This is a genomic window from Streptomyces sp. NPDC030809 (assembly GCF_055572195.1).
The window spans coordinates 41,366-65,709 of sequence record NZ_JBVIDV010000015.1 but is presented as its reverse complement, the minus strand read 5'-3'; the positions used below and the strand labels follow the sequence as shown (position 1 = coordinate 65,709).

Sequence of the window (24,344 nt, the reverse complement as noted above, 5' to 3'; positions counted from 1 at the left end):
GAGGCCGCGCACCCGCGGGAGGCCGCGCACCCGCGAACGGCTGCGGACGCACGGGCGGCTGCGGACCCGCGCGACGACCGCGCACGCGCGGGCGGCCCCGCTCCGGTCGGGAGCGGGGCCGCCGCCTGCCGCGTGCGGGCGCCCGCCCTGCATGTCCGGGCGCCCGCCCTGCCTCCGTTCGCCGCGGTCAGCGGACGATCTGGAGGAGCTTGTTCGGCGAGCCGGTGCCGGGGCTGGTCACCTTGCCGGAGACGGCGCCGTTGACCAGGGCGGTCGCCACCTGGGACGGGCTGGCCGAGGTGTGCCCGGCCAGGTAGACGGCGGCCGCGCCGGCCACGTGCGGGGTGGCCATCGAGGTGCCGGAGATGGTGTTGGTGGCGGTGTCGGACGTGTTCCAGCCCGCCGTGATGGACACGCCGGGGGCGAACAGGTCCAGGACGGAGCCGTAGTTGGACCAGCTCGCCTTCGCGTCGGTGTTGTTCGTGGCGCCGACGGTGATGCCCTCGGTGACCCGCGCCGGGGAGGAGCTGCCCGCGTTGGCCCCGGAGTTGCCCGCGGCGATGGCGTAGGTGACCCCGTCCGCGATCGACCGGCGGACCGCGTTGTCCAGGGTGGTGGAGGCCCCGCCGCCCAGGGACAGGTTGGCCACGGCCGGGGCGCCCGCCTGGTGGTTGGCGGTGACCCAGTCGATGCCCGCGATGACCCCGGCGGTGGTGCCCGAGCCGTTGTTGTCGAGCACGCGGACGGCCACGACCTTGGCCTTCTTCGCGACTCCGTAGGTGGCCCCGGCGATGGTGGTCGCCACGTGGGTGCCGTGCCCGTTGCCGTCCTGGGCGACGCTGTCGTTCTCGACCGCGTCGAAGCCGTTGACGGCGCGGCCCGCGAACTCCTTGTGGGAGATGCGGACACCGGTGTCGATGACGTACGCGGTGACGCCCGAGCCGGCCGTGTCGGGGTACGTGTAGGTGCCGGACAGCGGCAGCGAGGGCTGGTCGATGCGGTCCAGGCCCCAGGGGGCGTTGGTCTGGGTGGCGTCGGACCGGACGATCTGGTCCTGCTCGACGGAGGCGACCGCGGGGTCTGCGGCGAGCTTGCGGGCCTGGGCGGCGGTGAGTTCGGCGGCGTAGCCGTTCAGCGCGGCGGAGAAGGTGTGCCGGACCGTGCCCCCGTGGCGGGCTATGAGCTGCTTGCCCCGGGCGGAGGCCGAGGAGAATCCGGCGGCGTTCTTGAGCGTGACGATGTAGCTGCCGGGGACGGCGGTCGGCGAACCGGCGGCCAGGACGGTGCCGATGGCGGGCGCCGCGGCCGTGGGGGCGGCCTGGGCCGGGGCCGTCGCGAGGGTGCCCAGCAGCGCGGTCGTGGCGGCCGCCGCGACGGCGGCGGCGGTACGGGTCCTGGTGCTGCGCTTGAGTGCCATGTCGAGGGATTCCTCACTCTGTGGCGGCGCCGGCCCGGGTGGGGCGGCGCGGCGTGGGGGCGTGTGTCGGGTGGGGTCGTACCGTCGTACGGTCCCGGCTGGCGGACGTCTCCGTCGCCGGTGTGTTCGAAACCGTCGCCCATCTCCACAGGTGGGACAAGGGAGTTGAGGGTTTGTCACATACATGCCACAGCGCCGACACGCCACCGCCCGGCTCACACGCGTCACCCGGCGGACGCATGAAATCCATGACATGTCCCTGCAATAAAGGGGGGTCGCGGGTGCATCCGCCCGCGACCCCCTTCCCACTCGTGCCCCGCACCTTCCGCCCGCGCCGCCCGGACCGCCGGGACCGCCCGGACCGCCGGGACCGCCAGGACCGCCAGGACCGCCAGGACCGCCCGGACCGCCGGGACCGCCCGCCTCAGGGCCGCCGGCCCCCGGCGCCGAGCACGACCTGCGGGACGCCCGTACCCGGGTGCGGTGCGATCTCGGCGTCCACGCGGTAGACCTCGGACAGCAGCGCGGGGGTGAGCACCTCCCGCGGGGTGCCCTCGGCCACGAGCCGGCCGTCCGCGAGCACGCAGATCCGGTCGCAGAACGCCGCCGCCAGGTTGAGGTCGTGCAGGGCCACGAGCGCCGTCACGCCGAGCCGGTGCACCAGGCGCAGCACGTCCAGCTGGTGCCGCAGGTCCAGGTGGTTGGTGGGCTCGTCGAGCACGAGCACGCCCGCCTGCTGGGCGAGCGCCCGGGCGATCATCACCCGCTGCTTCTCGCCGCCCGAGAGCCGGTCGTAGAGGGCGTGGGTGAGCCCGGTGAGCCCGAGTTCGGCGAGCGCGGCGGCGATGACGGCGCGGTCTTCGGCGTCGTCCCCGGCGAAGGCCTTCTTGTGCGGGGTCCGGCCCATCGCCACCACGTCGTACACGGTGAGCTGGAACTCCCCGGCCGTTTCCTGCAGGACGGCGGCCAGGCGGCGGGCCAGCGCCCGGCCCGGCATCCGCCACACGTCCTCGCCGTCGAGCAGGACCCGGCCGGAGGCGGGGCGCTGGGCCCGGTAGAGGGTCCGCAGCAGGGTGGACTTCCCGGCGCCGTTGGGCCCGACGAGTGCGACGACCTCGCCGGGCGCCACCCGCAGCGAGACCTCCCGTACGAGGTCCGCGCCGTCCACGGCGACGGACACGCGGGCCAGTTCGAGGGCGCCGGGCCGGGCGGGGGCGGGCCTGCCGTCCGGTGCGGCGGGGGTGCGTTCCGTCACGGGGTCCTCCGCCGCATCAGCCAGAGGAAGAACGGTCCGCCGGCGAGGGCGGTCAGGATGCCCACGGGGATCTCCTCCGGGCTCTTGAGCGTACGGGCCGCCAGATCGGCGGCGACGAGGAAGGCGGCCCCGAGGAGCGCGGCCGCGGGCAGGGCCCGCCGGTGGTCGGCGCCGACCAGGAGGCGGACCACGTGCGGCATGATCAGGCCGACGAAGCCGATCTGCCCACTCACCGCGACGATCGTGCCGATCATCAGCGCGACGAGCACGAACAGGGCCCCGCGGAAGCGGTGCACGTCCAGGCCGAGGGAGGCGGCGGCCTCCTCCCCGGCCAGCAGCAGGTTGAGCGGGCGGCACACTCCGAGCAGCACGGCCGTCCCGAGGAGTACGGCGGCGGCGGGGATCCCCACCGTGTCCCAGGTGGTGCCGGCCAGCCCGCCGAGCATCCAGCGCAGGGCCGACTGGGTCTTCTGCGGGTCGCCGGAGGTGACGATCAGGAAGCTGGCCACCGCGGAGAGGACCTCGGCCATGGCGACCCCGGCGAGGACCAGGCGCACGGTGGTCATGCGTCCGCCGGTGCGGGCCAGGAAGTAGACGGCGAGCAGGGCGGCGAGGGCCCCGCAGAACGCGGCTCCGGAGACGGACAGCACGCCGAACAGCGTGATGTCGAAGACGAGGACGAGCACGGCGCCGACGGAGGCGCCGGAGGACACCCCGAGCAGCATCGGGTCGGCGAGCTGGTTGCGCACCAGGGCCTGGAGGGCCGTCCCGGCCACCGCGAGTCCGGCGCCGACGGTCGCGGCCAGCAGGACCCGGGGCAGCCGGACCTCGAAGACGACCGTCTCGCGCACCGGCGTCCAGTCCGGCTCGGCGAGCGCGGGGTGGATGCGGTGCAGCAGGATCCCCCAGACCTGGCCGGCCGGGATGTGGATGGAGCCGGCGGCCACGGCGGCGGTGGCGGCGGCGAGGAGGAGCGCGGTGAGCAGCGCCAGGACCACGGGGTAGGGGATGCGGCGGCGGCCGCGGGGCCGGCGGTCCGCAGTGCCCGGGTCCGCCGGTGCGGGTGCGGCTTCGGGCGCGGGTGCGGACGCGGGTGCGGACGCGGGCACGGGTGCGGGCGCGGCTTCGGGCGCGGGTGTGGGCGCGGGCACGGGTGCGGGCGCGGCTTCCGGCCGGGGGCCGGTCACCGGAAGCGGTCCGGGTGGATCTGGCGGGCCAGGGAGTCGACCGCGGCGGGCACGCGTACGCCGAGGACGGCCGAGGAGAGCGGCAGGACGGCGAAGCGCTTGTTCCTGACGGCGGGTACGTCCCTGAGCGCGGGGCTGGACAGCAGGAACGCCTTCTTCTCCGCCACGGGCCGGTCCCCGTAGTCGTAGATGACGATGACCTCGGGGGCGCGCTCGGCGACCTGCTCGAAGGACACGTCGCCGAAGGCCTTGGGCACGTCGGCGAACACGTTCGTGCCGCCCGCGCGCTTGATGATCTCGTTGCCGATGCCCTTGCCGCCGGCGGTGAAGGCGGTCTTCTCGCCGCTGTCGTAGACGAAGACCGGGGCGGGCCGGACTCCGTTCAGCCGGCCCGCGACGGCGTCGAGCGTCGCGTGCAGCTTCTTCACGAGCTGTTCGGCCCGGTCCGGGACGCCGAAGATCCGGGCGACGGTGCGTATCTCCTCGTCCATGGCGGCCGTGGTCACGGGCCCGGGCGTGCAGCCTTCGATGTTGAGGTGGGTGTGGATGCCGGCCTTGGCGAGGGCGGTGCGGCCGCGGCCCTCCTTCTCGTCGAAGGTGGAGGTGAAACCGCCGTAGACGAGGTCGGGTTCGGCGGCGAGGAGGGCCTCGGCGGAGGGGTACTCCTTGGAGAGGACCTCGATCCGGTCGTAGGCGGCCCGGTACTCGGGGAGGATCCGGTCGTCGAGGTACCCGGTGGCGGTGACCGACTTTTCGAGGCCGAGGGCGAGGAGCAGCTCGGTGGCGTGCTGGTTGAGGGCCACCGTGCGCTGCGGCGGGCGCCGGTAGGTGGTCGAGACCCCGCAGTTGGAGACGGTGAGCGGGTAGCCGGCGGCTGCCGGTGCTCCGACCCCGCCGGAGGTCTCCGTACGGGGGGATCCTCCGCAGGAGGTGGTGGCGAGCAGCGCGGCCGCCGTGGCGGCGAGGAGCGCCGTCCGGCGTGGCACCGCGGCCCTCGCCGGCTTCGGATTCGGCTTCGGCTTCGTGGTCATCGTCATCGGCCCGTTCGTCCGTGCCGGACGGAATCGGGTGCGTGGCGGTGCGCCCCGTGCGCGGGCGCGCAGGGGCGGAGGCGACCACACCGTAGTCCGCGACGGCGTTCTGTGGTTCGGTGACTCGGCTCCAGGCAATCCGGCTCGCCCGGGACGTGAGCCGGGCCTACGGTTGCGGGTCAGCGCCGGAATTCGACCGGCTTCCCCTGAGGCTGAGGGTGTATCGGCCGCCATGCAACACGGTCGTGGCCTGCACGTCAAGGCGGGGCAGGGGGGCCAACACCGGCTCCCACCTGGGATGTTGGGCATGACCATGACGACTTTCGGCCACTCCGCCCCCACCGGGCGGCGCCCGGATGCCGCCGGCCGGGGCACGCGGCTGCCCCCACCGGGCGGCGCCCGGCCGGGCCCCGGGGTACAGGACTGCCGGGGTCCGGGCGGCGCGTCCCGGTGCGTGCGGCCGGTGCAGGTGCTGACCTGGAACCCGACACCACGGGAGGTGCGATGCCAGGTCAGCAGGCGGACGGGCCGGCGGGCGACGGGGACCGGCCGTTCCTGCGCAAGCCGCAGGGTGTGGTCTCCGTGGCCGCCGGGGTGACGGCGATCCTCATCGCGGTCCTGGGGATCGTCTTCGACTTCTTCCCGGGGTGCAGACCCGAGCCCCCGACGCCCCGGCTGGAGATCTCCGACGTGGACGTGGCCCGCGAGCAGGACATCGCGGCCGACTGGACCCTCGGCGAGGAGCCGCAGCCGGACCTGCGCAACTGGACCTCCTCGGTGCTCTCGGTCGCGCTGCGCAACCGCTCCGAGGACGAGGTGCTGGTGACGGGGGCGGAGTTCGCCTTCCGTTCCGTCACCGCGCTGGGCTGCCCGTACGGGGCGGGCGGTGCGGTGGTCAAGGCGCGGTACGACGTCAAGGTGCCGCTGAACCCGGCCACCCCGTTCACCCGGTCCCGTCCGCTGAAGTTCGAGGTGCCGGCGCACGGGAACGAGCGCATCGGGTTCACCGTGGGACCGGAGGTCTTCGGCGACGGCTCCCTGCCCACCGTCTACACCTTCACGCTCACGCTCTCCGCCGACGACGGGAGCCGGCCGGCCACGCCCCCGGTGGTCCTGATGAACCCCCAGGGCACGGAGGCGGTGCTCCAGGCGGCGGAGCAGGCCGTGAAGGGCGGCGGCGGCTTCGCGACCCCGGCGTGCGTGCGCGAGCAGGCGCGCAAGGCCCGCGAGATCCTCGCGAGCAGCGCCCTGGTCTCCCCCGAGCTGAAGGAGTACGCCGGGGAACTCGCCCGGCTGGCGGCCCTGCCCGGGCCGGCGGCCGGAACGCCCTCCCCTGCCGGCTGAGCGGCGGCCCGCGGCGGGGGCTCAGGAGCGCGCCGGAGCGGGGTCGGGCGGGTGCGGGCCGGTCCGGCCGGGGTGGAAGTGGAACCGGTGGATCCCCTGGCTGCTCCCGGCCAGCAGCTCGCGGCCGTCGGAGGTCCAGGTGCAGGCGTGGAGCGGAACGTCGGTGCGCATCATCGTGCGGGGGCCCGTGTGGGGGCGGGCGCCGGAGCGCGCCCAGACCCGCAGGGTGCGGTCCGCACCGGCGGAGGCGATCCAGGCGCCGTCCGGGGACACGGCCACGGCGTTGACGCGCGCGGTGTGCCCGCGCAGGACGGCGAGAGGGCTGCGGGAGGCCGCGTCCCAGAGGCGTACCGTGCCGTCCCCGCCCGCGCTGGCGATCCACGTGCCGTCGGGGGAGACGGCCACGTCGTGGATGCCGTCGACGGGGAGGTCCATGGCCTGGAGTCCGGCGAGACCGGCGGTGTGGCCCCGGAGTTCGGCACGCAGGGTGCCGGTGGCCACGTCCCACAGGCGCAGGACGTTGTCCGCGCCGCCGGTGACGAGCCAGGTGCCGTCGGGGGCGATCGCCAGGGCGGCTTCCCGGCCGGCCGGTTCCGCGAGGGCACCGAGACACGTGTACGTCGCCGTGTCCCACAGGAGCACGCTGCCGTCGTTGGCGGCACTGGCGAACCAGGTGCCGTCGGTGGCGAACGCGATGCCGCACACCGCGCCGCGGTGGCCGACGAGCGTGACGATCTCGGTGCCCGTACCCGTGCCGGTGCCCGCTCCCGTTCCGGAATCGGCCTCTGATCCGGCGTCTGAGCCGGCGTCTGATCCGGCCTCCGGTCCGGCCTCCGGTCCGGCCTCTCCTCCGGCCTCCGGTCCGGTGCCGTGGCCGGTGTCCCAGATGACGAGCGTGTCGCGATGGGCCTGTACGAGCCGGCCGCCGTCGGGAGACACGGCCATGCGCCCGCTGATGCTGATGTCGATGCCGAGCCGGGCGATGCGCGCTCCGGAGGCGGTCTCGCGGACCACCACCCATCCGTCCGACGCGGTCACCGTCACCGTCCAGGCGCCGTTCAGCGACAGTGCCGGTTCGCTCCAGGGACGCTCGTCGGCCGGGTCCGCCGGTGCCCGGCCGGGAGCCGCCGCCGTCCGGAGGGGGTCCACGACGGGGACCGGGACCGGGACGGCCCTGCGGGCTGCCGCCACCTCCCACACCCGTACGGTCTCCTCCCCCGCCGTGGCGATCCAGAGGCCGTCCGGGGAGACGGCGAGGGCGCTGGCCCGCGGGGCACTGAAACGGCCGATCACCTCCCAGGTCTCGGTGGACAGCAGCTGCACCGCCCCGGTGGCGAGCCAGGAGCCGTCGGGGGCGGCCGCCAGCCGGAAGCCCGGCGCCCGGGGTATCTCCGCCGTTTCGGCACCGGTGGCGGCGTCCCAGATCCGGACGCGGGTGCCCGTCCCCGTGGCGACGCGTGCGCCGTCGGGGATGACCGCCACGGCGCGCACCAGCAGGTCCGGGTCGGTGGCCAGGCCGTGGGTCGGGGCCCAGGTGGCGGTGTCCCACACGAGGACCTCCCCGGTGTCGTCCCGGGTCACCAGGTAGCTGCCGTCCGGGGCGGCCGCCATGTCGAGGACCCGGCCCGCGTGCCAGGTCATCCCGGCGGTGCGCGTCCACGTCGCGCTCGACCACACCACGACGGCGCCGTCGCTGTCGCCGGTGGCCAGCCAGCTGCCGTCCGGGCCGGCCGCGACTGCCCAGAGCTCCCCCACGTGGCCGTTCAGCGCGGCCCGTTCGGTACGGGTGCCCACGTCCCAGATGCGCACCGTCCGGTCGGTGCCGACGGCGGCCAGCCAGGTGCCGTCGGGGGCGACCGCCAGGGCCCGGGCGAAGCCGGTGCCCGCGGTGAGCCGGCAGACCTCCGTGGCCGTGGCCACGTCCCACAGGCGTACGTGCCCGTCCCGGCAGGCGGTGGCCAGCCAGGAGCTGTCCGGTGCAATGGCCACCGCGACGACCTCGTCGGGGTGGTGCAGGCCGCGCAGCAGGGCGGGGTCGGGGAGGTCGGGCAGCGGCCAGGCGTTGGTCAGGGCGGGGTGTTCCGCGTCCGCCGGATGGCGGCCCGTCAGCTGGTCCCGCCAGCCCGGCAGGTCGCCGAGCCGGCTGTACAGGACGGCGGTCAGGGCGTGCTCGGGGTCGGTGGGCCGGAGGTGGTGGGCGGCCCGGGCGAGGTCGCGGGAGCGCGCCGCTGCGAGACCGGTCGGCACCTCCGCGAGGTCGGCCAGGGCCGCGGTGGCCCCGCGCTGGTGCAGCCGGGCCGCGATCCAGCGCAGGTCGGTGGCGACGGCCTCGGCCTCCTCGGTGCGCCCGGCGGCCAGCAGATGGGGCACCAGCCGGTCCAGGAGATAGCCGTGCGGGGTGTCCCACCAGGCGGTCTCCGCACCCCCGGCCCCGACGGCATCCGCGCCCTCCGGGCCCCCGCCCACCCCCGGCGGCCCCGATTCCCCGCCCGCAAGCCGCACACCCGCACCCGCACCCGGCGGCTCCGCCCCGGCACCGCACACGTCCGCGTCCGCGCGCACCAGACCCGCATCCGCACCCCGTGCACCCGCGCCCGGGTCCGAGCCCGCACCCGCACCCGCACCCGCCGGCTCCCTGCCGGCGCCCCGCGCGTCCATCTCCCCGCCCGGGAGACCCGTACCCGCACCCCGCACACCCGCACCCGCACCCGCACCCGGCGGGTCCGCGTCCCCGCCCCGCAGCTCCCCCGCCGCCGCGTCCAGCAGGGCGGCATGGGTCGTGGCGAGGCCGGTGGGGTCGAGGAGGTGGCGGAGGTAGTCGCGGATCACGTCGTGGAGGGTGAGCCGGCCGCCGTGTTCCGGGTCGAGGGCGATCAGCGAGAGTCCGGCCAGGCGCCGGCACAGGTCCCGGCTCTCCTCCCCGGTGAGCCCCGCGGTCTGCCGCCAGAGCAGGGCGGCGAGGGCGACGGGCACGGCCTCGTCCTCGGCGAAGACGCCGAGTTCGGCGAAGCGCCGGAGGCCGCCGTCGGGCAGGAGCTCGGTGGCGGCCGCCACGGTGGCGCGTACCGCCCGCGCCCGTTCCCGCGGATCGTCGAGGCCGAGCGGCTCCCGCGGGTCGGCCCCGGTCGGCCCGTGTTCGCGCAGCCGGGCCAGGACCCCCCGGGCGGCGGCGGCCGGACCGGCCCCGGTGCGGATCTCGGCGGCGATCAGCCGGTTGGCCAGCCGCAGCAGCAGAGGCCAGCGGCCGGAGACCGCGAGCAGGTCCGCCACGGTCTGCGGGGGCAGCGGCGGCAGCTCCCAGGTGAGGACCGCCCGGGCCTGTGCGGGGCTCATGGCGTCGACGGGCACGGCGGCGGCCTGCGGGACGAGTCCGGGGATCCGCGTGGTGACCAGCCGTACGCAGTTGCGGCCGCCCTGGAGGAAGGGCTCCAACTGCTCGCGTTCCCATACGTCGTCCAGGACGAGCAGGGTGCGCGGACGCTCGTCGAGGAGTGCGCCCAGGCGGGCGCCCGCCAGGTCCGGGTCGCTGAACCGGGCGGTGTCCCCGGTGACGAACTCGCAGACCTCCGCGACCTTGGCCGCGAGTGCGGCCCGCCCGCGGACCTCCCGGCCCACCGTCACGAAGAAGACCCGCCCGCGGAACCTGCGCCGGACCCTGGGGCTGGCGCACACCAGCTGCGCCAGGGTGGTCTTGCCGAACCCGCCCGCCCCGGCGAAGCCGGTCGTGATGCCCACCGTGCGCGGCCCGCGCGCGCAGACCGCCCGGACCACCGCCGCGGCCTCGGTCCGGCCCACCACCCAGCCGGGCACCACGGGCGGCGCCGGCAGCGGGGGATCGCCCGCGACCGCCGCCGACCCGATCCGCTGGACCAGCAGGGCCAGGGCGGCCCCGAGCACGGTCAGGGCGGCGCTGCTCGGCCACGGATACCGCCGCAGGAGGTCGAGCGGCCCCCACGCGCCCTGTGAGGAGGCCTCGTTCAGGGCGAGTCCGAGCAGGGAGGCCACCACCGCGGCGGTCACCGCCAGCACGACCGACGCGGCCACCCGCATGCGCCCCATCCCCCTCACTCTCCCGTCCCCCTCGCCGTCCCCATCCCCACGCGCCACCGGCCCCAGACCGGTTGAGTACCCGTACTCATGATCGACGGACGCCCCGGCCCGCAGGCTGTGCCCATGAACGCAACCGCCCGCTCCACCCGTTCCACTGCCCGTTCCACTGCCCGTGCCGCGCGTCCGCTGCGCCGCCCGCTGTGCGCATTCGCGGCCACCGCCCTCGCCGCGCTGGCCCTCACCGCCTGCGGCGCCGAGCGGACGGATGCGGGCGGACCGGCGGCGCCCGGCAGCCCCGCCGCGGCGGGCGCGGCGGCAGCGGCCGGGGCCGGCTCCGGGGAGGAGGCCGCGTTCGCCGCCCTGCTGGAGCGCGTGGCCCGGTCCTGCCCGCCCGCGGGCCGGCCCGTGCCGCTGCCTCCGACCCCGCGCCCGGCACCGGACGGCTCCGCGCCGGTCGGCCCCGACACGGCGCCCGAGCCTCCGCTCCCGGCCACGGCGACGCAGCTGGACTCGCGCGACTGGTGCGCGAGCGCCCGCCACGAGGAGCGCATCGCCCAGGCCCTGTGGGACCTGCCGGCCCCCACCCCCGCCGAGGTCAGGAAGGTCCTGAACGGCCTCGGTTACCTCGACTCCCGCATCCACGGCCTGACCGCCTCCGGCCCGGCCACCCGCTTCCTCCTCGACCTGCGCACCGGCGGCGGCCGGCTCTGCCTGGCCGGCACGGCGGCGGGCGAGGACACGGTCGTCGACAAGTGCGTGGCCCCGAAGGCGGGACCGTTTGCGGTGTCAGGCTGACACGGGCCGGATCCGACCGCGCAGGAGGCAGAACTCGTTGCCCTCCGGGTCGGCCAGGACGTGCCAGCTCTCCTTGCCCGTCTGGCCCACGTCGGCGGGCCGGGCGCCGAGGGCGAGCAGGCGCTCCAGCTCGGCGTCCTGTTCGCGGTCGGTTGCGTTGACGTCGATGTGGAGGGGCAGCTTCGCGGCCCGGGGGTCGCTGCCGGGGCTCAGGACGAGGATGGGCTGCGGTCCGCCGAAACCGGCATCGGGCGGCCCGATCGCGATGCTTCCGTCTTCTTCCCGTTCGAGTTCGACGTAGCCGAGGACCTGGCTCCAGAACGCGGCGAGCCGTTCGGGGTCGGCGCAGTCGAGGACGAGTTCGCTGATGCGGCATGCCATGCCCACAGTGTAGGCAGAGGACCTCGAACACCCCTGCGTGACACAGGAGTTGCCGCGCAATGGCGGAGTGGTTGCGCAGGAGCTGCGGAGGCGTTGCGCCGGAGTTTCCCCCGCACCGCGGCGGCCGTGTCAAGCCCCGGGCTCCACACTGGCCGCCACCGGCCGAGTGGCGGGGTCTGCGGTTCACCCGCGGGACACCTGAGCAACCTCAAGCCATCACCGGGACGCTTTATCCCGCCTTTACGTTCCGTGACGCCCTCTCCCACGAGCGAAAGGTTTCGCATGCCCAGTCGGAAGACCACCACGGTGGCTCTCGTCGGCACCCTCGCCTCGGCCGCCCTCGCGGCCACTGCACTGACCGCCCTCGCGCCCACCGCCTCCGCGGCGGGCACCACCTTCGCCGCGACCGCGGACGCCTACGTGGACGGCGCCAACACGGCCACGAACTACGGTGCCTCGCAGCAGCTCGGCGTGGACGGCAGCCCGGTCAAGCAGATGCTGCTCAAGTTCGACGTCTCGGGCCTCGCCCAGCCGGTCACCAAGGCCACCCTCCGGGTCCACGTGGACGACGTGTCCGGCGCGGAGAGCAGCAGCGGCGGCACCTTCCGCGCGATGTCGAACACCACCTGGTCCGAGACCTCCGTCACGTACGCCAACCGGCCGGCGATCGACGGTGCCACCCTCGGCACCCTCGGCGCGGTCGCGCGCAACTCCTGGTACGAGGTCGACGTCACCTCGTACGTCACCGGCAACGGCACCTTCGGCATCGGCGTGACCTCGTCGAGCAGCAACGGGGCCGACTACGACTCCCGGGAGACCGGCGCCACCGCCCCGCAGCTGGTGATCGAGACGGGCAGCGGCCCGACCCCGACCCCCTCGGCCTCCACCACCCCGCCGACCGGCGACCCGGTGCTCGTGGGCGCCGGGGACATCGCCACCTCGGGCTCCGGCGACAGCGTGACGGCGAACCTGCTCGACACCATCCCCGGCACGGTGTTCACCACCGGTGACAACGCCTACCCGGACGGCACCGCCTCCGACTTCAGCACGTACTACGAGCCGACCTGGGGCCGCCACAAGGCCCGGACCCGCCCGGTGCCCGGCAACCACGACTACCACACCTCCGGAGCCTCCGGCTACTACGGCTACTTCGGGGCCAACGCCGGTCCCTCGGGCCGCGGTTACTACTCGTACGACCTGGGCAACTGGCACGTGGTCGCCCTCAACTCCGAGACCTCCATGGCGGTGGGCTCGGCCCAGGAGCAGTGGCTGCGCTCCGACCTCGCGGCCAGCACCAAGCCGTGCACCGTGGCCCTGTGGCACAAGCCGCGCTGGACGTCGAGCTCCAGCCACGCAGGCGACCCCTCCACCGGCCCGCTCGTGCAGGCGCTGTACGACAACAACGCCGAGGTCATCCTCACCGGCCACAACCACCAGTACGAGCGGTTCGCCCCGCAGAACCCCAGCGGGCAGCTCGACACGGCGCGCGGCCTGCGGCAGTTCGTCGCGGGCATGGGCGGCGCGAGCCTGTACGGCTTCGGCACCCTCCAGCCGAACAGCGAGGCCCGCAACAACGACACCTTCGGCGTCCTGAAGCTGACCCTGCACGCGAACAGCTACGACTGGCAGTTCGTCCCGCAGGCGGGCAAGACGTACAACGACAGCGGCTCCGGCACCTGCCACTGATCCTGCCCGCCCCCGGCCGCACACCGCCCCGCCCCGCCGCCGTCCGCGGCGAGGGAGGGGCGGGTGCGGCCCCCTCCCCCCGGAGGTCACCACCCCGTGTATCTCTCCACGATCGGCAGGACGGAGCTGCCGGCCGATGCCTCTGACGCCTCCGGCGCGCGTCGGCGCAGCCGCTGGACCACGGTCGGGGGCAACGTCCTCGCGCTGGGCACCGTCAGCCTGATCACCGACGTCTCCGCGGAGATGGTCACCGCGGTCCTGCCCCTGTACCTGGTCCTCGGCCTCCAGCTCAGCCCGGCCGCGTACGGCGCCCTCGACGGCCTCAACACCGGAGCCACCGCCCTGCTCCGGCTCGCCGGCGGGTACACCGCCGACCGGGTCAGCCGCCGCAAGGCGGTCGCCGGGGCCGGATACGGCCTCTCGGCACTGGCCAAGCTCGGACTCCTCGCCGCGGGCGGCTCGGCCCCGGCGCTCGGGCTGGTGCTCACCGCCGACCGGGCCGGCAAGGGCCTGCGCACGGCCCCGCGGGACGCGCTCCTCACCCTGTCCGCCCCCGCGCACGCACTCGGCCGGGCCTTCGGGGTGCACCGGGCCATGGACAGCATCGGCGCCTTCGCCGGCCCCCTGGTGGCCCTGGGCGTGCTGACGGCCGCCGGCCAGTCCTTCGACGCCGTCTTCGTCACCAGCTTCTGCGTGGCGGCCCTCGGCGTCCTGGTCCTCGTCCTCTTCGTACGGGACCACCGGGAGGCCCGGCCGCCGTCCGGCACCGTCTCCCCGCGCGCCGTCGGCCGGCTGCTGCGGGCCCGGCCGGTGCAGCGCCTCGTGGCCGCCGCCTGCCTGCTGGGCCTGGCCACCATCGGCGACGGGTTCGTCTACCTGCTGCTCCAGCGGCGCGAGTCCCTGTCCATGGGCTGGTTCCCGCTGCTTGCCGTCGGCACCAGCCTCTCCTACCTGCTGCTGGCCGCCCCGCTCGGCGCCCTCGCCGACCGCGTCGGGAGGCTGCCGGTGATGCTCGGCGGCTACGGCGTACTGGCGCTGGTCTACCTGCTGCTGCAAGGCCCGCTCGACGGCCCGCTGCTCCTCGTCCTGGTCCTGGCCCTCAACGGCGCCTTCTACGCGGCCACCGAGGGCGTGCTGCTGGCGCTCGCCGCGCCCGTGCTGCCGGAACGGCTGCGGACCACGGGCATCGCCCTGATCCAGAGCGGCCAGGCCCTGGCCTACCTCGGCTCGTCGGTGCTCTTCGGGCTGGCGTGGCAGACGTGGGGACCGGCCGCCGCGAGCCGGGGCGCGGCGGTCTGCGTACTCGCCGGCGCGGCGGCCACGGCCTTCCTGCTGGCGACCGGCCGCCGGTCCGGCGGGGGCGGGGGCGCCGGCTCGGAGGCGGACGCGGGCACGGGCCCGGGCTCGGATGCAGGCACGGGCACGGGCACGGCCTCGGATGCAGGCACGGGCACGGACGCAGGCACGGGCACGGGCTCGGGCACGGGCTCGGGCTCGGGCTCGGGCTCGGGCTCGGGCTCGGGCTCGGACACAGATGCGTACGCGGCCTCGGACACCGCCTCGGACGCGGAAGAGAACACGAACGAAAGGACCGGTACCCGCTCGTGAACGGCCCCAGCCGGCGCGCCAGGATCCTCGTCACGGCGCTCGCCGCCGTCCTGCTCGCGGCCGTGGCGACCACCGCCGTGGTCCTCGGCCGCCAGAACGCGGCGTCCGCCTCCTCCGCGGCCGCCACCGCCACCGGAAGCGGAAGCGGAAGCGGCGGCGGCGGCACCGGCCGCTTCCCCGCCGGCGCCCGGGTCCGGGTGCTGAGCAACGGCCTCCTGTCCGCCGTGTCCCTCGCCGACCCCGCCGGCCCGCGCACCGTCACCGGGCAGCACTGCGACCGCGCGTACACCGCCGGCGGCACCACCTCCTGCCTGACCCCCGCCGGAGCCCTCAGCGCGCCCCGGCTGCTGGTCCTCGGCCCCGACCTCCGGGTGCGGCGCAGCGTCCCCCTGTCCGGCCTGCCCAACCGGACCCGGGTCTCCCCCGACGGCCGCAAGGTCGCGTGGACCCTGTTCGTGGGCGGGGACTCGTACGCCGGCGGGGGCTTCTCCACCCGCACGGGCATCCTCGACACGCGCACCGGGGAACGCATCGACTCCCTGGAGGAGTTCGCATACCTCCGGGACGGGCTCCGGCACCGGGCGGCGGACATCAACGTGTGGGGCGTCACCTTCACCGCCGACTCCGACCGCTTCTACGCGACGGTCTCCAGCGGGGGCACCCGCTCCCTGGTGGCCGGGGACCTCGCCAGCCGGACCCTGCGCGCGCTGGCCGACAACGTGGAGTGCCCCTCGCTGTCCCCCGACGGCACCCGGATCGCCTTCAAGCAGGCGATCGGCGCCGACCCCGCGAAGGGCTGGCGCCTGACCGTCCTCGACCTCGCGACCCTGCGCCGCACGGAGTCCGCCGAGACCCGCTCGGTGGACGACCAGGCCGCCTGGCTCGACGACCGCACCCTCGCGTACGGGCTCCAGCGCGGGGACGGGACGAACGACGTGTGGACGGTCCCGGCAGACGGCAGCGGCAAGCCCCGCGTCCTCGTGCCGGGCGCCAACTCGCCTGCGGTGCTGGCGGGGACGGGCTGAGGGCCGGGCCGGGCCGGGCCGGAGCCACGGTCGGGGGGCGGCCTTCACGCCCCTGCCCCCGACCCCTCCCGGCCCGGCCCCTCCCGGCCCGACCCCTCCCGGCCCGGCTACCCGAGGGTCCCGGGCGGGGCGAACACGGCCCGGTGCTCGCGGAGGAAGGCGCCGAGCGTCCGGGCGGGCCGCCCGAGGACCCGTTCCACGGTCCGGTTCGCGGTTTCGGGCCGGGCGACGGCCAGTTGCCGGATCTCCACCACGTGCCGGGCGAGCCAGCCGGGCATCCCCGCCACCGCGGTCAGGTGACCGTGGAAGGCCTCCGGCGGCAGGTCCACGTACCGCACGGCGCGGCCGGTCACCTCGGTCAGCAGCGCCGCCACCTGCCGCTGGGTGAACGCCTCGGGACCGGTCAGCGTGTACGTCCCGCCCGCGAGCCCGGGACGCAGCAGCGCCTCGGCCGCCACCTCGGCGATGTCGCGTACGTCGACGTAGGTGCAGGGCGCGTCGCCGAGCGAGCCGGTCAGCACCCCGGTGGCGATCGCGGGCGCGTCCAGCAGGAGCTTCTGCATGAACGCGTACGGCCGCAGGATCGTCCCCGTCATCGGCGAGGCGGCGAGGCGGTCTTCGATCCGCCGGTGCCCGCGGGAGACGGCCACCGGGGAGTCGGGTTCGGCGGCCGGGGCGGACAGCTTGACCACGTGCCGTACGCCGCTCAGCGCGGCCGCGTCCAGCACGTTGCACTCCAGCTCCACCTGGCGGGGGCCGTTGGCCATGGCGAGGAAGAGCTGCGTGGAGCCGGCGAACGCGGCGCGGAGCGACTGCGCATCCGCCGCGTCCGCACCGACGACCTGCACGGGCACCGGCCCGTCGGCCACGGCGCGCAGGGCCCCGGGGGTACGAGTGACGGCCCGGACGGGCACGCCGAGTTCGAGGAGGCGGCGCAGCAGCGCCCCGCCGGTGGCGCCGGTCGCGCCCATGAGGGTGATCACAGGGATCCTGCCTTTCGGGTGGTGGTGGAGGAGGAGGGCCGGGGGCGCGGCTGCGGCTGGTCGGCAGTGGCGCCGCGCCAGCGCCAGCCGATGACCGCCGCGGCCACGGCGGCCGACAACGGCAGGTCCGTACGCAGCCGTTCGGGCCGCCAGCCGGGACCGGACGGGCCCCCGTACCCGGCCCCCGAGTCGGACGTGAGCCAGTCGAGCGTGAGCCAGTCGGGGGCGAAGCCCTCGGACCCGAAGAACCCGACCGGGAGGCACTCGGCCGCGAACCATCCGGCCGGAGCCGCCACGGCCGCGGCCCCGAGCGCCAGCCCCGCGGCGAACACCGCCCGCGGCGCCCCCCGGCCGCCGCCGTGCACCGGCCGCCCGCGCGCCTTCAACAGCGTCCCGACCACGGCGGCCACCAGTGCCGAGGTTCCCCCGATGGAGGTGGCGGCGGCCACGACCAGCTCGGGCCTGCCGCCGACCACCCCGCCGAGTCCCGCGCTGAGCGCCGGCGCCAGATAAGCGGCCAGCACCTCCTTCCAGAGGACGAACGGACGGGCCTTGCGCGTACTCCTCATGCGAAGCCTCACTCCTCATCACCAACCATGTAATTAGGAAGCTAACTACTACGCCAAAAAGAAAGCCGCCCCTCCGAAGAGGCGGCCGCTTTCACGCCACAGCAAGCCACGAACTGCAGACCGCAGACGACGGACTACGGATTGCGGATTGCGGATTGCGGATTGCGGATTGCGGACTACGGACTACGGACTGCTCAACGCCCCGATCCCCCGCGTGATCCGCTCCAGGAGCCCGAGGAACACGGCACGCTCCTCCACCGTCAGATCCCCGACCATCGCCTGGAGCCGCGCGAAGTGATCGCCGGCCATGTCGTGCAGCCGCCGGGCGCCGCGCGCGGTGAGCACGACCACACTGCCGCGCCCGTCCTCCGCGGACGCCCGCCGCGCGACCAGCCCCTCCCGCTCCAGCCCGTCCACCAGCCCGGTCACGGTCGCCCGCGAAACACCGAGGCTCTGCGCGAGCCGCGAAGGAGACTTCTCCCCATCGGCGTCCTCCAGGTCCACGAGCAGCCGGTAACGCCCCGCAGACAGCCCGGACCGCGCGAAATGCACCTCGGACGCCCGGTCCAGCCGCGCCCCCGCATCCATCAGCCGCACCGCGACGAGCACCGCCTGCGGATCGGCGTCCAGCCCGTACCGCTCGATCTGCCGCCGCGCCTGCTCCAACGTGGGCGCCACCACGGGGCCCTGCGCATCACCACTACTCACACAAACAAATATGGCACCAAACTACATGCCGGTCAACCGCGGGAGCACCCCTCGGGCGCGGCGGGCTCGTACACGAAGCCGGTCAGGGGGGCGAGGACCTTCCAGTCGAGGGTTTCGTAGAGCGCCCGGCCCTGGACGGTCGCGCCCAGGATGCCGGTGGTCGCACCCCGGTCGAGGGCCGCGTCGGTGAGTGCGCCCATCACGAGCGTGCCGAGGCCGCGGCGCCGGTGCGCCGGCTCGGTGGCGATCTGGTCGAAGACGCAGGCGGCGCCCGCCAGCCCGGCCTGGCCGCGGGCGGCGAGCTCACCGCCCGCGGCCAGGATCCGTACGGTCAGGAGCCCGTCGGTGTGCTCGGTGGCGGCGGTGTAGCCCTCGGGCGTGCGGGCGGCGGACGGGTGCAGGTCCACGGCCATCAGGAAGCAGGGGTCGAGGGGCCGCCAGGCGGGCGGGAACCACGGACCCATGACCTCCGGTTCCAGGAACCCCTTGATGCAGGCGGCCGGTTCGGAGATCGAGCCGATCAGCTCGCGGGCGGTCCCGGCCTCGGCGTCGAGGAGGACGTGCCGGACGGCCTCGGCGGGAGCCCCGACCTCGATCCTCAGCCCCCAGGGCATGTCCACCGGCGCCGGCGTCCGCCGCGAGACGGCCCACCCCTCGACCCACGAGCGCGCGATCTCCCGCATCCGTCCACTCCCCCAGACATCACGTAATGGCTCCTCTTGCAGTTTGGATATTACATGCGCAGGGGCGGCCGGCGGCTGGAACCCGGAGCCCCTCAGGAGAGGGCGGCCCGTACGGCATCCCAGTCGGCCGGCATCTCCGGGTGGCGGGCGCGGAGTCCGGTCGCGACGTCCTTGAAACCGCTGGACGTGGCGATGCAGACGGCCGGGCCCTCGCCCCCGGTGCCCCTGCCCCTGGTGCCCGCGGTGCCGGCGGGGTGCGTGCTGCGGCGGGCGGCCAGCCCCGCCGCGGACGACAGCTCGAACCACATGCCCTGCGCGGCCAGTTCGTCACGCGCCGCCGCCATCCGGGCGTCCGTGAGGGCGTGCGCGGTGCCGCCGCTCTCCCGTACCGCGATCGCCCCGCGGTAGCTGCTCACCGCGCAGTCGATGGCGTACGCGTCCGTGGCTCCGACCGGGACCCGGGCGGTCGGGCGGCCGGTGCGCAGGGCGGTGGCCAGGGGTGCCCCGGCGGCGGGCTCGCAGGAGTGGATGCGCGGGACCCGGTCGGCGAGGCCCAGGATCTCCAGCTCCCGGAAGCCCTTCCACACGCCGAACAGCAACTCGCCGTAGCCGGTGGGCACGTACACGTCGGCGGGCACCTCGCCCAGTTCCAGGAAGACTTCGTACGCGATCGTCTTGTAGCCCTCGGGGCCGAAGGGGTGGCCGGTGTGGGCCTCTGGCGTGAAATTGCCGACCGGGTGGTAGCCGAGCTCTTCGGAGACCCGGCGCACCAGCGGCCACACGGCCTCGCGAGGGGTCACGGTGAGCACCGTCGCCCCGTACGCGCGCAGGAACGAGGCCACCGCGGGCGGCGCCTCGGGGGAGGCGAACACGGCGCAGCGCAGACCCGCCCGGGCCGCGTACGCGGCGGCGGACGCGCCGTGGTTCCCGGAGGAGGAGACGACCACCCCGGGCGCCCCCGAGAGCAGGGCGCGCTCACGGCCACCCGGTTGAGCCGGTCCTTGTGGCTCCAGGTCGGGTTGCGCGACTCGTCCTTGATCCAGATGCCGTCGGCGAGGGGCACGAGCGGGGTGTTCCCCTCGCCGAGCCCGGGGGCGGCGAGGGGCGGCAGCAGCGGCGCCCAGCGGTCGAGCCCGTGCGCGGCGGGCCGCCCGAACAGCTCCCCGGCCGGTACGTCGTCGTAGGCGTACGCGATGTCCAGCGGGGCGGGCGCCTTGTCGAGGGAGGTCTCCGGGCAGCCGCCGAGGCGGACGGGGGTCAGGGGGTGCACGACCGCGGGGTCCGCGAGTGAACGCTGACCGGTGGCGCGGGAGGTGGTGGCGGCAGCGTGCCGGTCGGGTGTGTTCATGGGCATGCCGCCATGCTCACACGGGAGTTGCCGGGCCGGGTGGCACACGGGCGGCTGCCGCCGGGGCGGGGCCCCGGTCCTATCCGGGGTCGACCACCAGGTCCGCGCGGTGCCGGCCGCGCGCGATGAGGCGGGCGTTGGCCTCGTCGGAGCGGGCGACCCAGGCCCGGGCCGCGGCCGGGTCCTTGCCGTGGTGGACGTGACGGTCGATCAGGCGGCGGGTGCGCACGGCCTCCTCGGGCGCGAGGTACCACACCTCGTCGAGCAGGGGGCGCACCTGCGGCCACTCCCCCTCGTCGTGCAGGAGGTAGTTCCCCTCCGTGATCACCAGCGGTACGGACGGCTCCACCGGGATGCTCCCCGCGATCGGCTCCTCCAGGGAACGGTCGAAGGCCGGGGCGTAGACGGTGGCCGGTCCGGCCTCGCGCAGGCGGCGGAGCAGGGCGGCGTAGCCGGCCGCGTCGAAGGTGTCCGGGGCGCCCTTGCGGTCGGCCCGGCCCAGCCGGAGCAGTTCGGCCTGGGCCAGGTGGAAGCCGTCCATCGGCACGACGACGGCCGCGCCCGGCCCGAGCGCCTCCGCCAGCCGGGCGGCGAGGGTGGACTTCCCGGAACCGGGCGGCCCGGCGATCCCGAGCATCCGCCGCCCGCCGCGCGCCGCCCAGGCGCGTGCCCGCGCCACCAGCTCTGCCGTCGTGTCCATCGCCACCACCATGCGTGCCATTGCACCATCCCTGCGTAGTGGCTGGGCACGGGGCGGCGCACGCCCAGCCTGGCCGAGCGTGCACCCGAGCTTCCCGGGACGCTGCCCCGGACCCCGCGCGGGCCTCAATCGCCGGGGGCTGGGGTTGGGCGGTTGGGGCGGGTCGGTGCGCCGTGCAGCGGCGGGCTGTCGGGGCGCCGCCCCGGACCCCGCGCCTCAAACGCCGGCGGGGCTGGGTTGCCCCCGCTGGAGCGGGGGCGGCACCCCGGACAACGGCGGGCTGTCAGGACTCCGCCCCGGACCCCCCGCGGGCCTCAACCGCCGGGTGGGCTGGGGTTGGGCGGCTGGGGCCGGTCGGTGCGCCATGCAGCGGCGGGCTGTCGGGGCGCCGCCCCGGACCCCGCGCCTCAAACGCCGGCGGGGCTGGATTGCCCTCGCTGGAGCGGGGGCGGCACCCCGGACAACGGCGGGCTCTCGGGACTCCGCCCCGGACCCCCCGCGGGCCTCAACCGCCGGGTGGGCTGGGGTTGGGCGGCTGGGGCCGGTCGGTGCGCCGGGCAGCGTCAGGCTTTCGGGGCTCCGCCCCGGACCCCGCGCCTCAAACGCCGGCGGGGCTGGGTTGCCCCCGCTGGAGCGGGGGCGGCACGCCAGGCAACGGCGGGGGCGGATTCGGCGGCGGTGGGGCGTCGGCGGTTTGCCCCGGGCTTCCCGCGCCCCGGCTCAATCGTCGGCGAGGCTGGATTCGGACGGCTCAGGCTGGGCGGATGGGGGCCGCGGTGCTCCGCCCCGGACCCCGGCCTCCGGCCGCCGGACGGGCTGGATCGGGTCCCGCCGTGCCGGTCCGCCGGGGCGGCCCGCGCACGGCTGGATGTCGCCTGCCATCACCGCACGCCGGGCGGGGAGTTGCCGGCAGCAACGGGACAACCTCAGCCGCTCCCCGTGCGTCCGATCAAGCATGATGGAGACCTTTGACGCCGATGACATCCCGGACGGTGCGGAAGAGGGCGAGCTTCGCCCTGGCCCGCTGTGGCGGCACGCCCTGTGGGTCCTGGGGGTCACGGTGTCGGCCCTCACCGCGGCCTGGATCATGTCCGAATTCCGCCTCGGCCCGCGGGACTTCGGCATCCCGAGCGCCGCACCCGGCTCCCCGTGGCCGCTCCTCGCCCTCGGCGGGGCCACGGGCCTGGCCGCCCTCGGCCTGCTCCGGGCCACCGCGGCCCGGATCCCCGTGTACGCCCCGGGCCGGGTCGGATTCGTCCTGCTCGCCCTGGCCGTCCGCCTGGCCCTCGCCTTCCGCCCGGAACCCCTGCTCCTCGCCGCAGGCACCACCGCCGTACTCCTGGGCGCGGCGCTCTGGTCAACGTACGCGATCTGGACCCACCGGAGTCGCGACCACCGCGCCGCGGGGCACAACTCCATCCCCATCAAGGCGTGAGGCGGCGGCGCGCCAGCCGCCGACGCCAAAGCGCGGGCCCCGGGCCGGGGCCCCGAAGACCCCCCACCTACCGGCACCCACCCTCCAGGCCTCAGCGGCCCCAATCCAGCCCCGCCGGCGATTGAGGCGCGGGGTCCGGGGCGGAGCCCCGGCAGCCCGCCGCTGCGGGGCGCACCGACTCGCCCCAGCCGCCCCGCCCCGTACGGCCGCCCACACCCGAGGCACAAGACCCGGGGCCCCCGACGACCCACCGACGCCAACCCCAGCCCCGCCGGCGATTGAGGCGCGGGGTCCGGGGCGGAGCCCGGGGGTGGGGCGGGTCAGTGCAGCGGGGCCGGTTCGCCCGCGCGCACCGCGCGCAGCGCTCGCGCGACGCTCTCCTCGTTCTCGCCGACCGGCGCCACGTAGCCGATCACCTCGCGCGCCGCGTCCTCGCCCAGCGTCCGGCTGATGACCCAGGTCGCGAGGTACTGCGAGGCCATGCAGCCCCCCGCCGTGGCGACGTTCCCCTCCGCGTGGAAGGGCGCGTCGAGGACCGTCACGTCGCAGGCCTCGACGAAGGGCCGGCTCGTCATGTCCGTACACGCGGGCATCCCGTTCAGCAGGCCCAGCCGGGCGAGGACGAGCGCACCGGAGCACTGCGAGCCGATCAGCTGCCGCGAGGGGTCCAGCGGCAGCCGGGCGAGCAGCCCGTCGTCGGCGACGACCTCGCGCGCCTTGATGCCGCTGCCGATCAGGACCACGTCGGCCTCGGTCACGAACTCCATGGGCCGCTGCCCGGTGACGTCCACCCCGTTCATCGACGTGACGACCGGCGTGGGTGTCGTGATGAACGCCTCCAGCCCGTCCCGCCGGCACCGGTTGATCAGCGCGGAGGCGATGAAGCTGTCGAGTTCGTTGAACCCGTCGAACGTGACCACCGCTACCTGCACCACGATTCCTCCAAGATCGAAACGTGCCCGCAGTCTCCCCGGCCCGCCTCCCTCCGGCACAGGGCCAATCCCGGGAGATTGGCCTGCCCGGGAGGCGAGCCCGGCGAGGATCCGGCCCGACGCCGCCCGGACGGGTCGTGAACCGGTGGGGCGACGTGGCCGGTGCCGGGGGCCATGTCCGGCAGCCGCACCAGGGCGGGGGACGGGTGCAGCAGCAGCAGCCGGACGACTGGTGATCACGCGGCCGGGGGCGGGGGCGGAGCCTGCCCCAGCACGTCCACCGCCAGGGCCACGGCCTCCTCGGGCGTGGCGAAGCAGCCGAGGTCCGGGGTGATGAAGCCGCGGCCGACCCCGTACGTGCCGTCGGTGTTGGTCATCAGGCACGGGCCCGTGAGGGCCAGGTCGGGGCGGGGGGCGGTCGAGAAGCGCAGCGTCCGGTGACTGGTGAACGGGTACAGCACGCGCAGCTCCGGTGCCGCGTACCCGGTCTCGATCAGCGCGTGGTACCGCTCCCCCCAGTCCGTCGCCAGGTCGGCCGCCTCCTTGCGCATGCCCTGCCACTCGGATTCCGTCAGGCGTACGGGATCGTTGTCGGGCACCTCGAAACGGCCGGTCAGGCGTACGAAGGGGGCGGCGTGCGGGATGTCGGGGAGCGGGGTGCCGTCGTGCCAGGCCCGGGCGGCCCGGGCCAGCTGCGCGAGGTCGTCGGTCTGGCCGTCGAGGAGGGCCGCGCCCTGAAACGATTCCTCACCGCGGACAGACCACTGCCGTTCGTCCGCCCAGGCGCGGACGTGCAGCGGCGCGCGGTGCGGGAGCGTGCTCGGGACGGACGCGACGAGCAGCGGCGAGCGGTCCGAGGCCTCGACCGCGACACCGTCGAGGCAGCCGGCCCCGGCGGCTCGCAGGGCCGCGGCGAGACTGCCGCAGGCGGCGACGTCGGGGTGGGCGGCGATGTCGGCGTGGGCGGGGTGGAGGACGGCGGGTTCGCGAGGGGGCGTCGGCACGGTCCCCGATTCTGCCCCAGCCGACGGGCGCGGCGGCAGCCGGCCAAGCAGCGGGGCGGGCGGTGCATGCCGGCGGAGCGGCTTGCGCGGCGGCCGGGTGCTGCGGTGGAATCCGCGCAGGCGGGGCGCAGGCCGGGCGCAGGCGGGGGCGGTCGCGGGAGCCGCGATGGCGGCGGCGGTCACGGCGGGCGGCGCGGCATCGG

At 75.7% G+C, this 24,344-nt stretch carries 19 protein-coding genes and 1 pseudogene; 6 read left to right on the top strand and 14 right to left on the bottom strand.

All coding sequences use genetic code 11. The features are described from left to right. Positions 1-187 precede the first annotated feature (187 nt). The 4 genes from ACZ407_RS20630 to ACZ407_RS20615 form a co-directional block, all read right to left on the bottom strand. Complete coding sequence (locus ACZ407_RS20630; RefSeq protein ID WP_468130180.1) at positions 188-1,417, bottom strand: S8 family peptidase; 1,230 nt, start codon at positions 1,415-1,417, stop codon at positions 188-190. A 424-nt stretch (positions 1,418-1,841) separates the two neighbouring features. Beyond that, a complete protein-coding gene (locus ACZ407_RS20625) occupies positions 1,842-2,672 on the bottom strand; it encodes a heme ABC transporter ATP-binding protein (protein ID WP_468130178.1) in 831 nt (276 codons plus the stop codon). Then, positions 2,669-3,781, bottom strand: coding sequence for a FecCD family ABC transporter permease (locus ACZ407_RS20620; protein WP_468130176.1), 1,113 nt, complete (start codon positions 3,779-3,781; stop codon positions 2,669-2,671). Before ACZ407_RS20620 ends, ACZ407_RS20625 begins: the two co-directional genes overlap by 4 nt. A gap of 74 nt (positions 3,782-3,855) precedes the next feature. Next, entirely contained in the window at positions 3,856-4,896 is a 1,041-nt protein-coding gene (locus tag ACZ407_RS20615) for an ABC transporter substrate-binding protein (RefSeq protein ID WP_468130174.1), read from the bottom strand. 498 nt (positions 4,897-5,394) lie between these two features. Between ACZ407_RS20615 and ACZ407_RS20610 the strand changes: the two genes are divergently transcribed. Then, positions 5,395-6,234 (top strand): hypothetical protein, encoded by an 840-nt coding sequence (locus ACZ407_RS20610; protein ID WP_468130172.1) that lies wholly within the window; start codon positions 5,395-5,397, stop codon positions 6,232-6,234. A 21-nt stretch (positions 6,235-6,255) separates the two neighbouring features. Here ACZ407_RS20610 and ACZ407_RS20605 read toward each other — a convergent pair whose 3' ends face one another. Beyond that, complete coding sequence (locus tag ACZ407_RS20605; protein ID WP_468130170.1) at positions 6,256-10,293, bottom strand: NB-ARC domain-containing protein; 4,038 nt, start codon at positions 10,291-10,293, stop codon at positions 6,256-6,258. A gap of 114 nt (positions 10,294-10,407) precedes the next feature. Here ACZ407_RS20605 and ACZ407_RS20600 point away from each other — a divergent pair, with 114 nt between their 5' ends. Continuing rightward, entirely contained in the window at positions 10,408-11,079 is a 672-nt protein-coding gene (locus ACZ407_RS20600) for a hypothetical protein (protein ID WP_468130168.1), read from the top strand. On the opposite strand, the gene ACZ407_RS20595 is transcribed toward ACZ407_RS20600, so the two are convergent. Next, positions 11,071-11,460 carry a VOC family protein gene (locus tag ACZ407_RS20595; protein ID WP_468130166.1) on the bottom strand — a complete coding sequence of 130 codons (390 nt, stop codon included), beginning with the start codon at positions 11,458-11,460 and terminating at the stop codon, positions 11,071-11,073. The two genes, ACZ407_RS20600 and ACZ407_RS20595, sit on opposite strands and share 9 nt — an antisense overlap. A 282-nt stretch (positions 11,461-11,742) precedes the next feature. Here ACZ407_RS20595 and ACZ407_RS20590 point away from each other — a divergent pair, with 282 nt between their 5' ends. From ACZ407_RS20590 to ACZ407_RS20580, 3 genes are all read left to right on the top strand, one after another. Further along, a complete protein-coding gene (locus ACZ407_RS20590; protein ID WP_468130164.1) occupies positions 11,743-13,146 on the top strand; it encodes a CBM96 family carbohydrate-binding protein in 1,404 nt (467 codons plus the stop codon). 96 nt (positions 13,147-13,242) lie between these two features. After that, positions 13,243-14,754 (top strand): MFS transporter, encoded by a 1,512-nt coding sequence (locus tag ACZ407_RS20585; protein ID WP_468130162.1) that lies wholly within the window; start codon positions 13,243-13,245, stop codon positions 14,752-14,754. Beyond that, positions 14,751-15,779 carry a TolB family protein gene (locus ACZ407_RS20580; RefSeq protein WP_468130160.1) on the top strand — a complete coding sequence of 343 codons (1,029 nt, stop codon included), beginning with the start codon at positions 14,751-14,753 and terminating at the stop codon, positions 15,777-15,779. The genes ACZ407_RS20585 and ACZ407_RS20580 overlap by 4 nt, the downstream gene beginning before the upstream one ends. A 107-nt stretch (positions 15,780-15,886) precedes the next feature. Here the strand turns inward: ACZ407_RS20580 and ACZ407_RS20575 are convergent, their stop codons facing one another. The 6 genes and pseudogenes from ACZ407_RS20575 to ACZ407_RS20550 form a co-directional block, all read right to left on the bottom strand. Then, positions 15,887-16,762, bottom strand: coding sequence for an NmrA family NAD(P)-binding protein (locus ACZ407_RS20575; protein WP_468130158.1), 876 nt, complete (start codon positions 16,760-16,762; stop codon positions 15,887-15,889). Continuing rightward, positions 16,759-17,331, bottom strand: coding sequence for a hypothetical protein (locus ACZ407_RS20570; protein ID WP_468130156.1), 573 nt, complete (start codon positions 17,329-17,331; stop codon positions 16,759-16,761). Before ACZ407_RS20570 ends, ACZ407_RS20575 begins: the two co-directional genes overlap by 4 nt. Before the next feature lie 183 nt (positions 17,332-17,514). Further along, entirely contained in the window at positions 17,515-18,039 is a 525-nt protein-coding gene (locus ACZ407_RS20565) for a MarR family winged helix-turn-helix transcriptional regulator (RefSeq protein ID WP_468130154.1), read from the bottom strand. A gap of 32 nt (positions 18,040-18,071) precedes the next feature. Further along, complete coding sequence (locus ACZ407_RS20560) at positions 18,072-18,722, bottom strand: GNAT family N-acetyltransferase (protein WP_468130152.1); 651 nt, start codon at positions 18,720-18,722, stop codon at positions 18,072-18,074. Positions 18,723-18,814: 92 nt separating this feature from the next. Continuing rightward, positions 18,815-20,070: pseudogene (locus ACZ407_RS20555) on the bottom strand (threonine synthase). 79 nt (positions 20,071-20,149) lie between these two features. After that, complete coding sequence (locus ACZ407_RS20550) at positions 20,150-20,791, bottom strand: nucleoside/nucleotide kinase family protein (protein WP_468130150.1); 642 nt, start codon at positions 20,789-20,791, stop codon at positions 20,150-20,152. 934 nt (positions 20,792-21,725) lie between these two features. Here ACZ407_RS20550 and ACZ407_RS20545 point away from each other — a divergent pair. Then, on the top strand, positions 21,726-22,205 hold the full coding sequence (locus tag ACZ407_RS20545) for a hypothetical protein (protein WP_468130148.1): 480 nt from the start codon (positions 21,726-21,728) through the stop codon (positions 22,203-22,205). Positions 22,206-22,525: 320 nt separating this feature from the next. On the opposite strand, the gene ACZ407_RS20540 is transcribed toward ACZ407_RS20545, so the two are convergent. Both ACZ407_RS20540 and ACZ407_RS20535 read right to left on the bottom strand, forming a co-directional pair. Next, positions 22,526-23,137, bottom strand: a complete 612-nt coding sequence (locus ACZ407_RS20540; protein WP_468130438.1) for a DJ-1/PfpI family protein — start codon at positions 23,135-23,137, stop codon at positions 22,526-22,528. 236 nt (positions 23,138-23,373) lie between these two features. Further along, complete coding sequence (locus ACZ407_RS20535) at positions 23,374-24,141, bottom strand: DUF6193 family natural product biosynthesis protein (protein WP_468130146.1); 768 nt, start codon at positions 24,139-24,141, stop codon at positions 23,374-23,376. Positions 24,142-24,344 lie beyond the last annotated feature (203 nt).

Excerpts from the sequence above, each read along its gene's own strand:
- ACZ407_RS20610 (WP_468130172.1), top strand. The coding sequence starts at position 5,395 with ATGCCAGGTCAGCAGGCGGACGGGCCGGCGGGCGACGGGGACCGGCCG.
- ACZ407_RS20560 (WP_468130152.1), bottom strand. The coding sequence starts at position 18,722 with ATGCGGGAGATCGCGCGCTCGTGGGTCGAGGGGTGGGCCGTCTCGCGG.
- ACZ407_RS20550 (WP_468130150.1), bottom strand. The coding sequence starts at position 20,791 with ATGGCACGCATGGTGGTGGCGATGGACACGACGGCAGAGCTGGTGGCG.
- ACZ407_RS20605 (WP_468130170.1), bottom strand. The coding sequence starts at position 10,293 with ATGGGGCGCATGCGGGTGGCCGCGTCGGTCGTGCTGGCGGTGACCGCC.
- ACZ407_RS20615 (WP_468130174.1), bottom strand. The coding sequence starts at position 4,896 with ATGACGATGACCACGAAGCCGAAGCCGAATCCGAAGCCGGCGAGGGCC.
- ACZ407_RS20570 (WP_468130156.1), bottom strand. The coding sequence starts at position 17,331 with ATGAGGAGTACGCGCAAGGCCCGTCCGTTCGTCCTCTGGAAGGAGGTG.
- ACZ407_RS20545 (WP_468130148.1), top strand. The coding sequence starts at position 21,726 with ATGATGGAGACCTTTGACGCCGATGACATCCCGGACGGTGCGGAAGAG.
- ACZ407_RS20600 (WP_468130168.1), top strand. The coding sequence starts at position 10,408 with ATGAACGCAACCGCCCGCTCCACCCGTTCCACTGCCCGTTCCACTGCC.
- ACZ407_RS20595 (WP_468130166.1), bottom strand. The coding sequence starts at position 11,460 with ATGGCATGCCGCATCAGCGAACTCGTCCTCGACTGCGCCGACCCCGAA.
- ACZ407_RS20630 (WP_468130180.1), bottom strand. The coding sequence starts at position 1,417 with ATGGCACTCAAGCGCAGCACCAGGACCCGTACCGCCGCCGCCGTCGCG.
- ACZ407_RS20590 (WP_468130164.1), top strand. The coding sequence starts at position 11,743 with ATGCCCAGTCGGAAGACCACCACGGTGGCTCTCGTCGGCACCCTCGCC.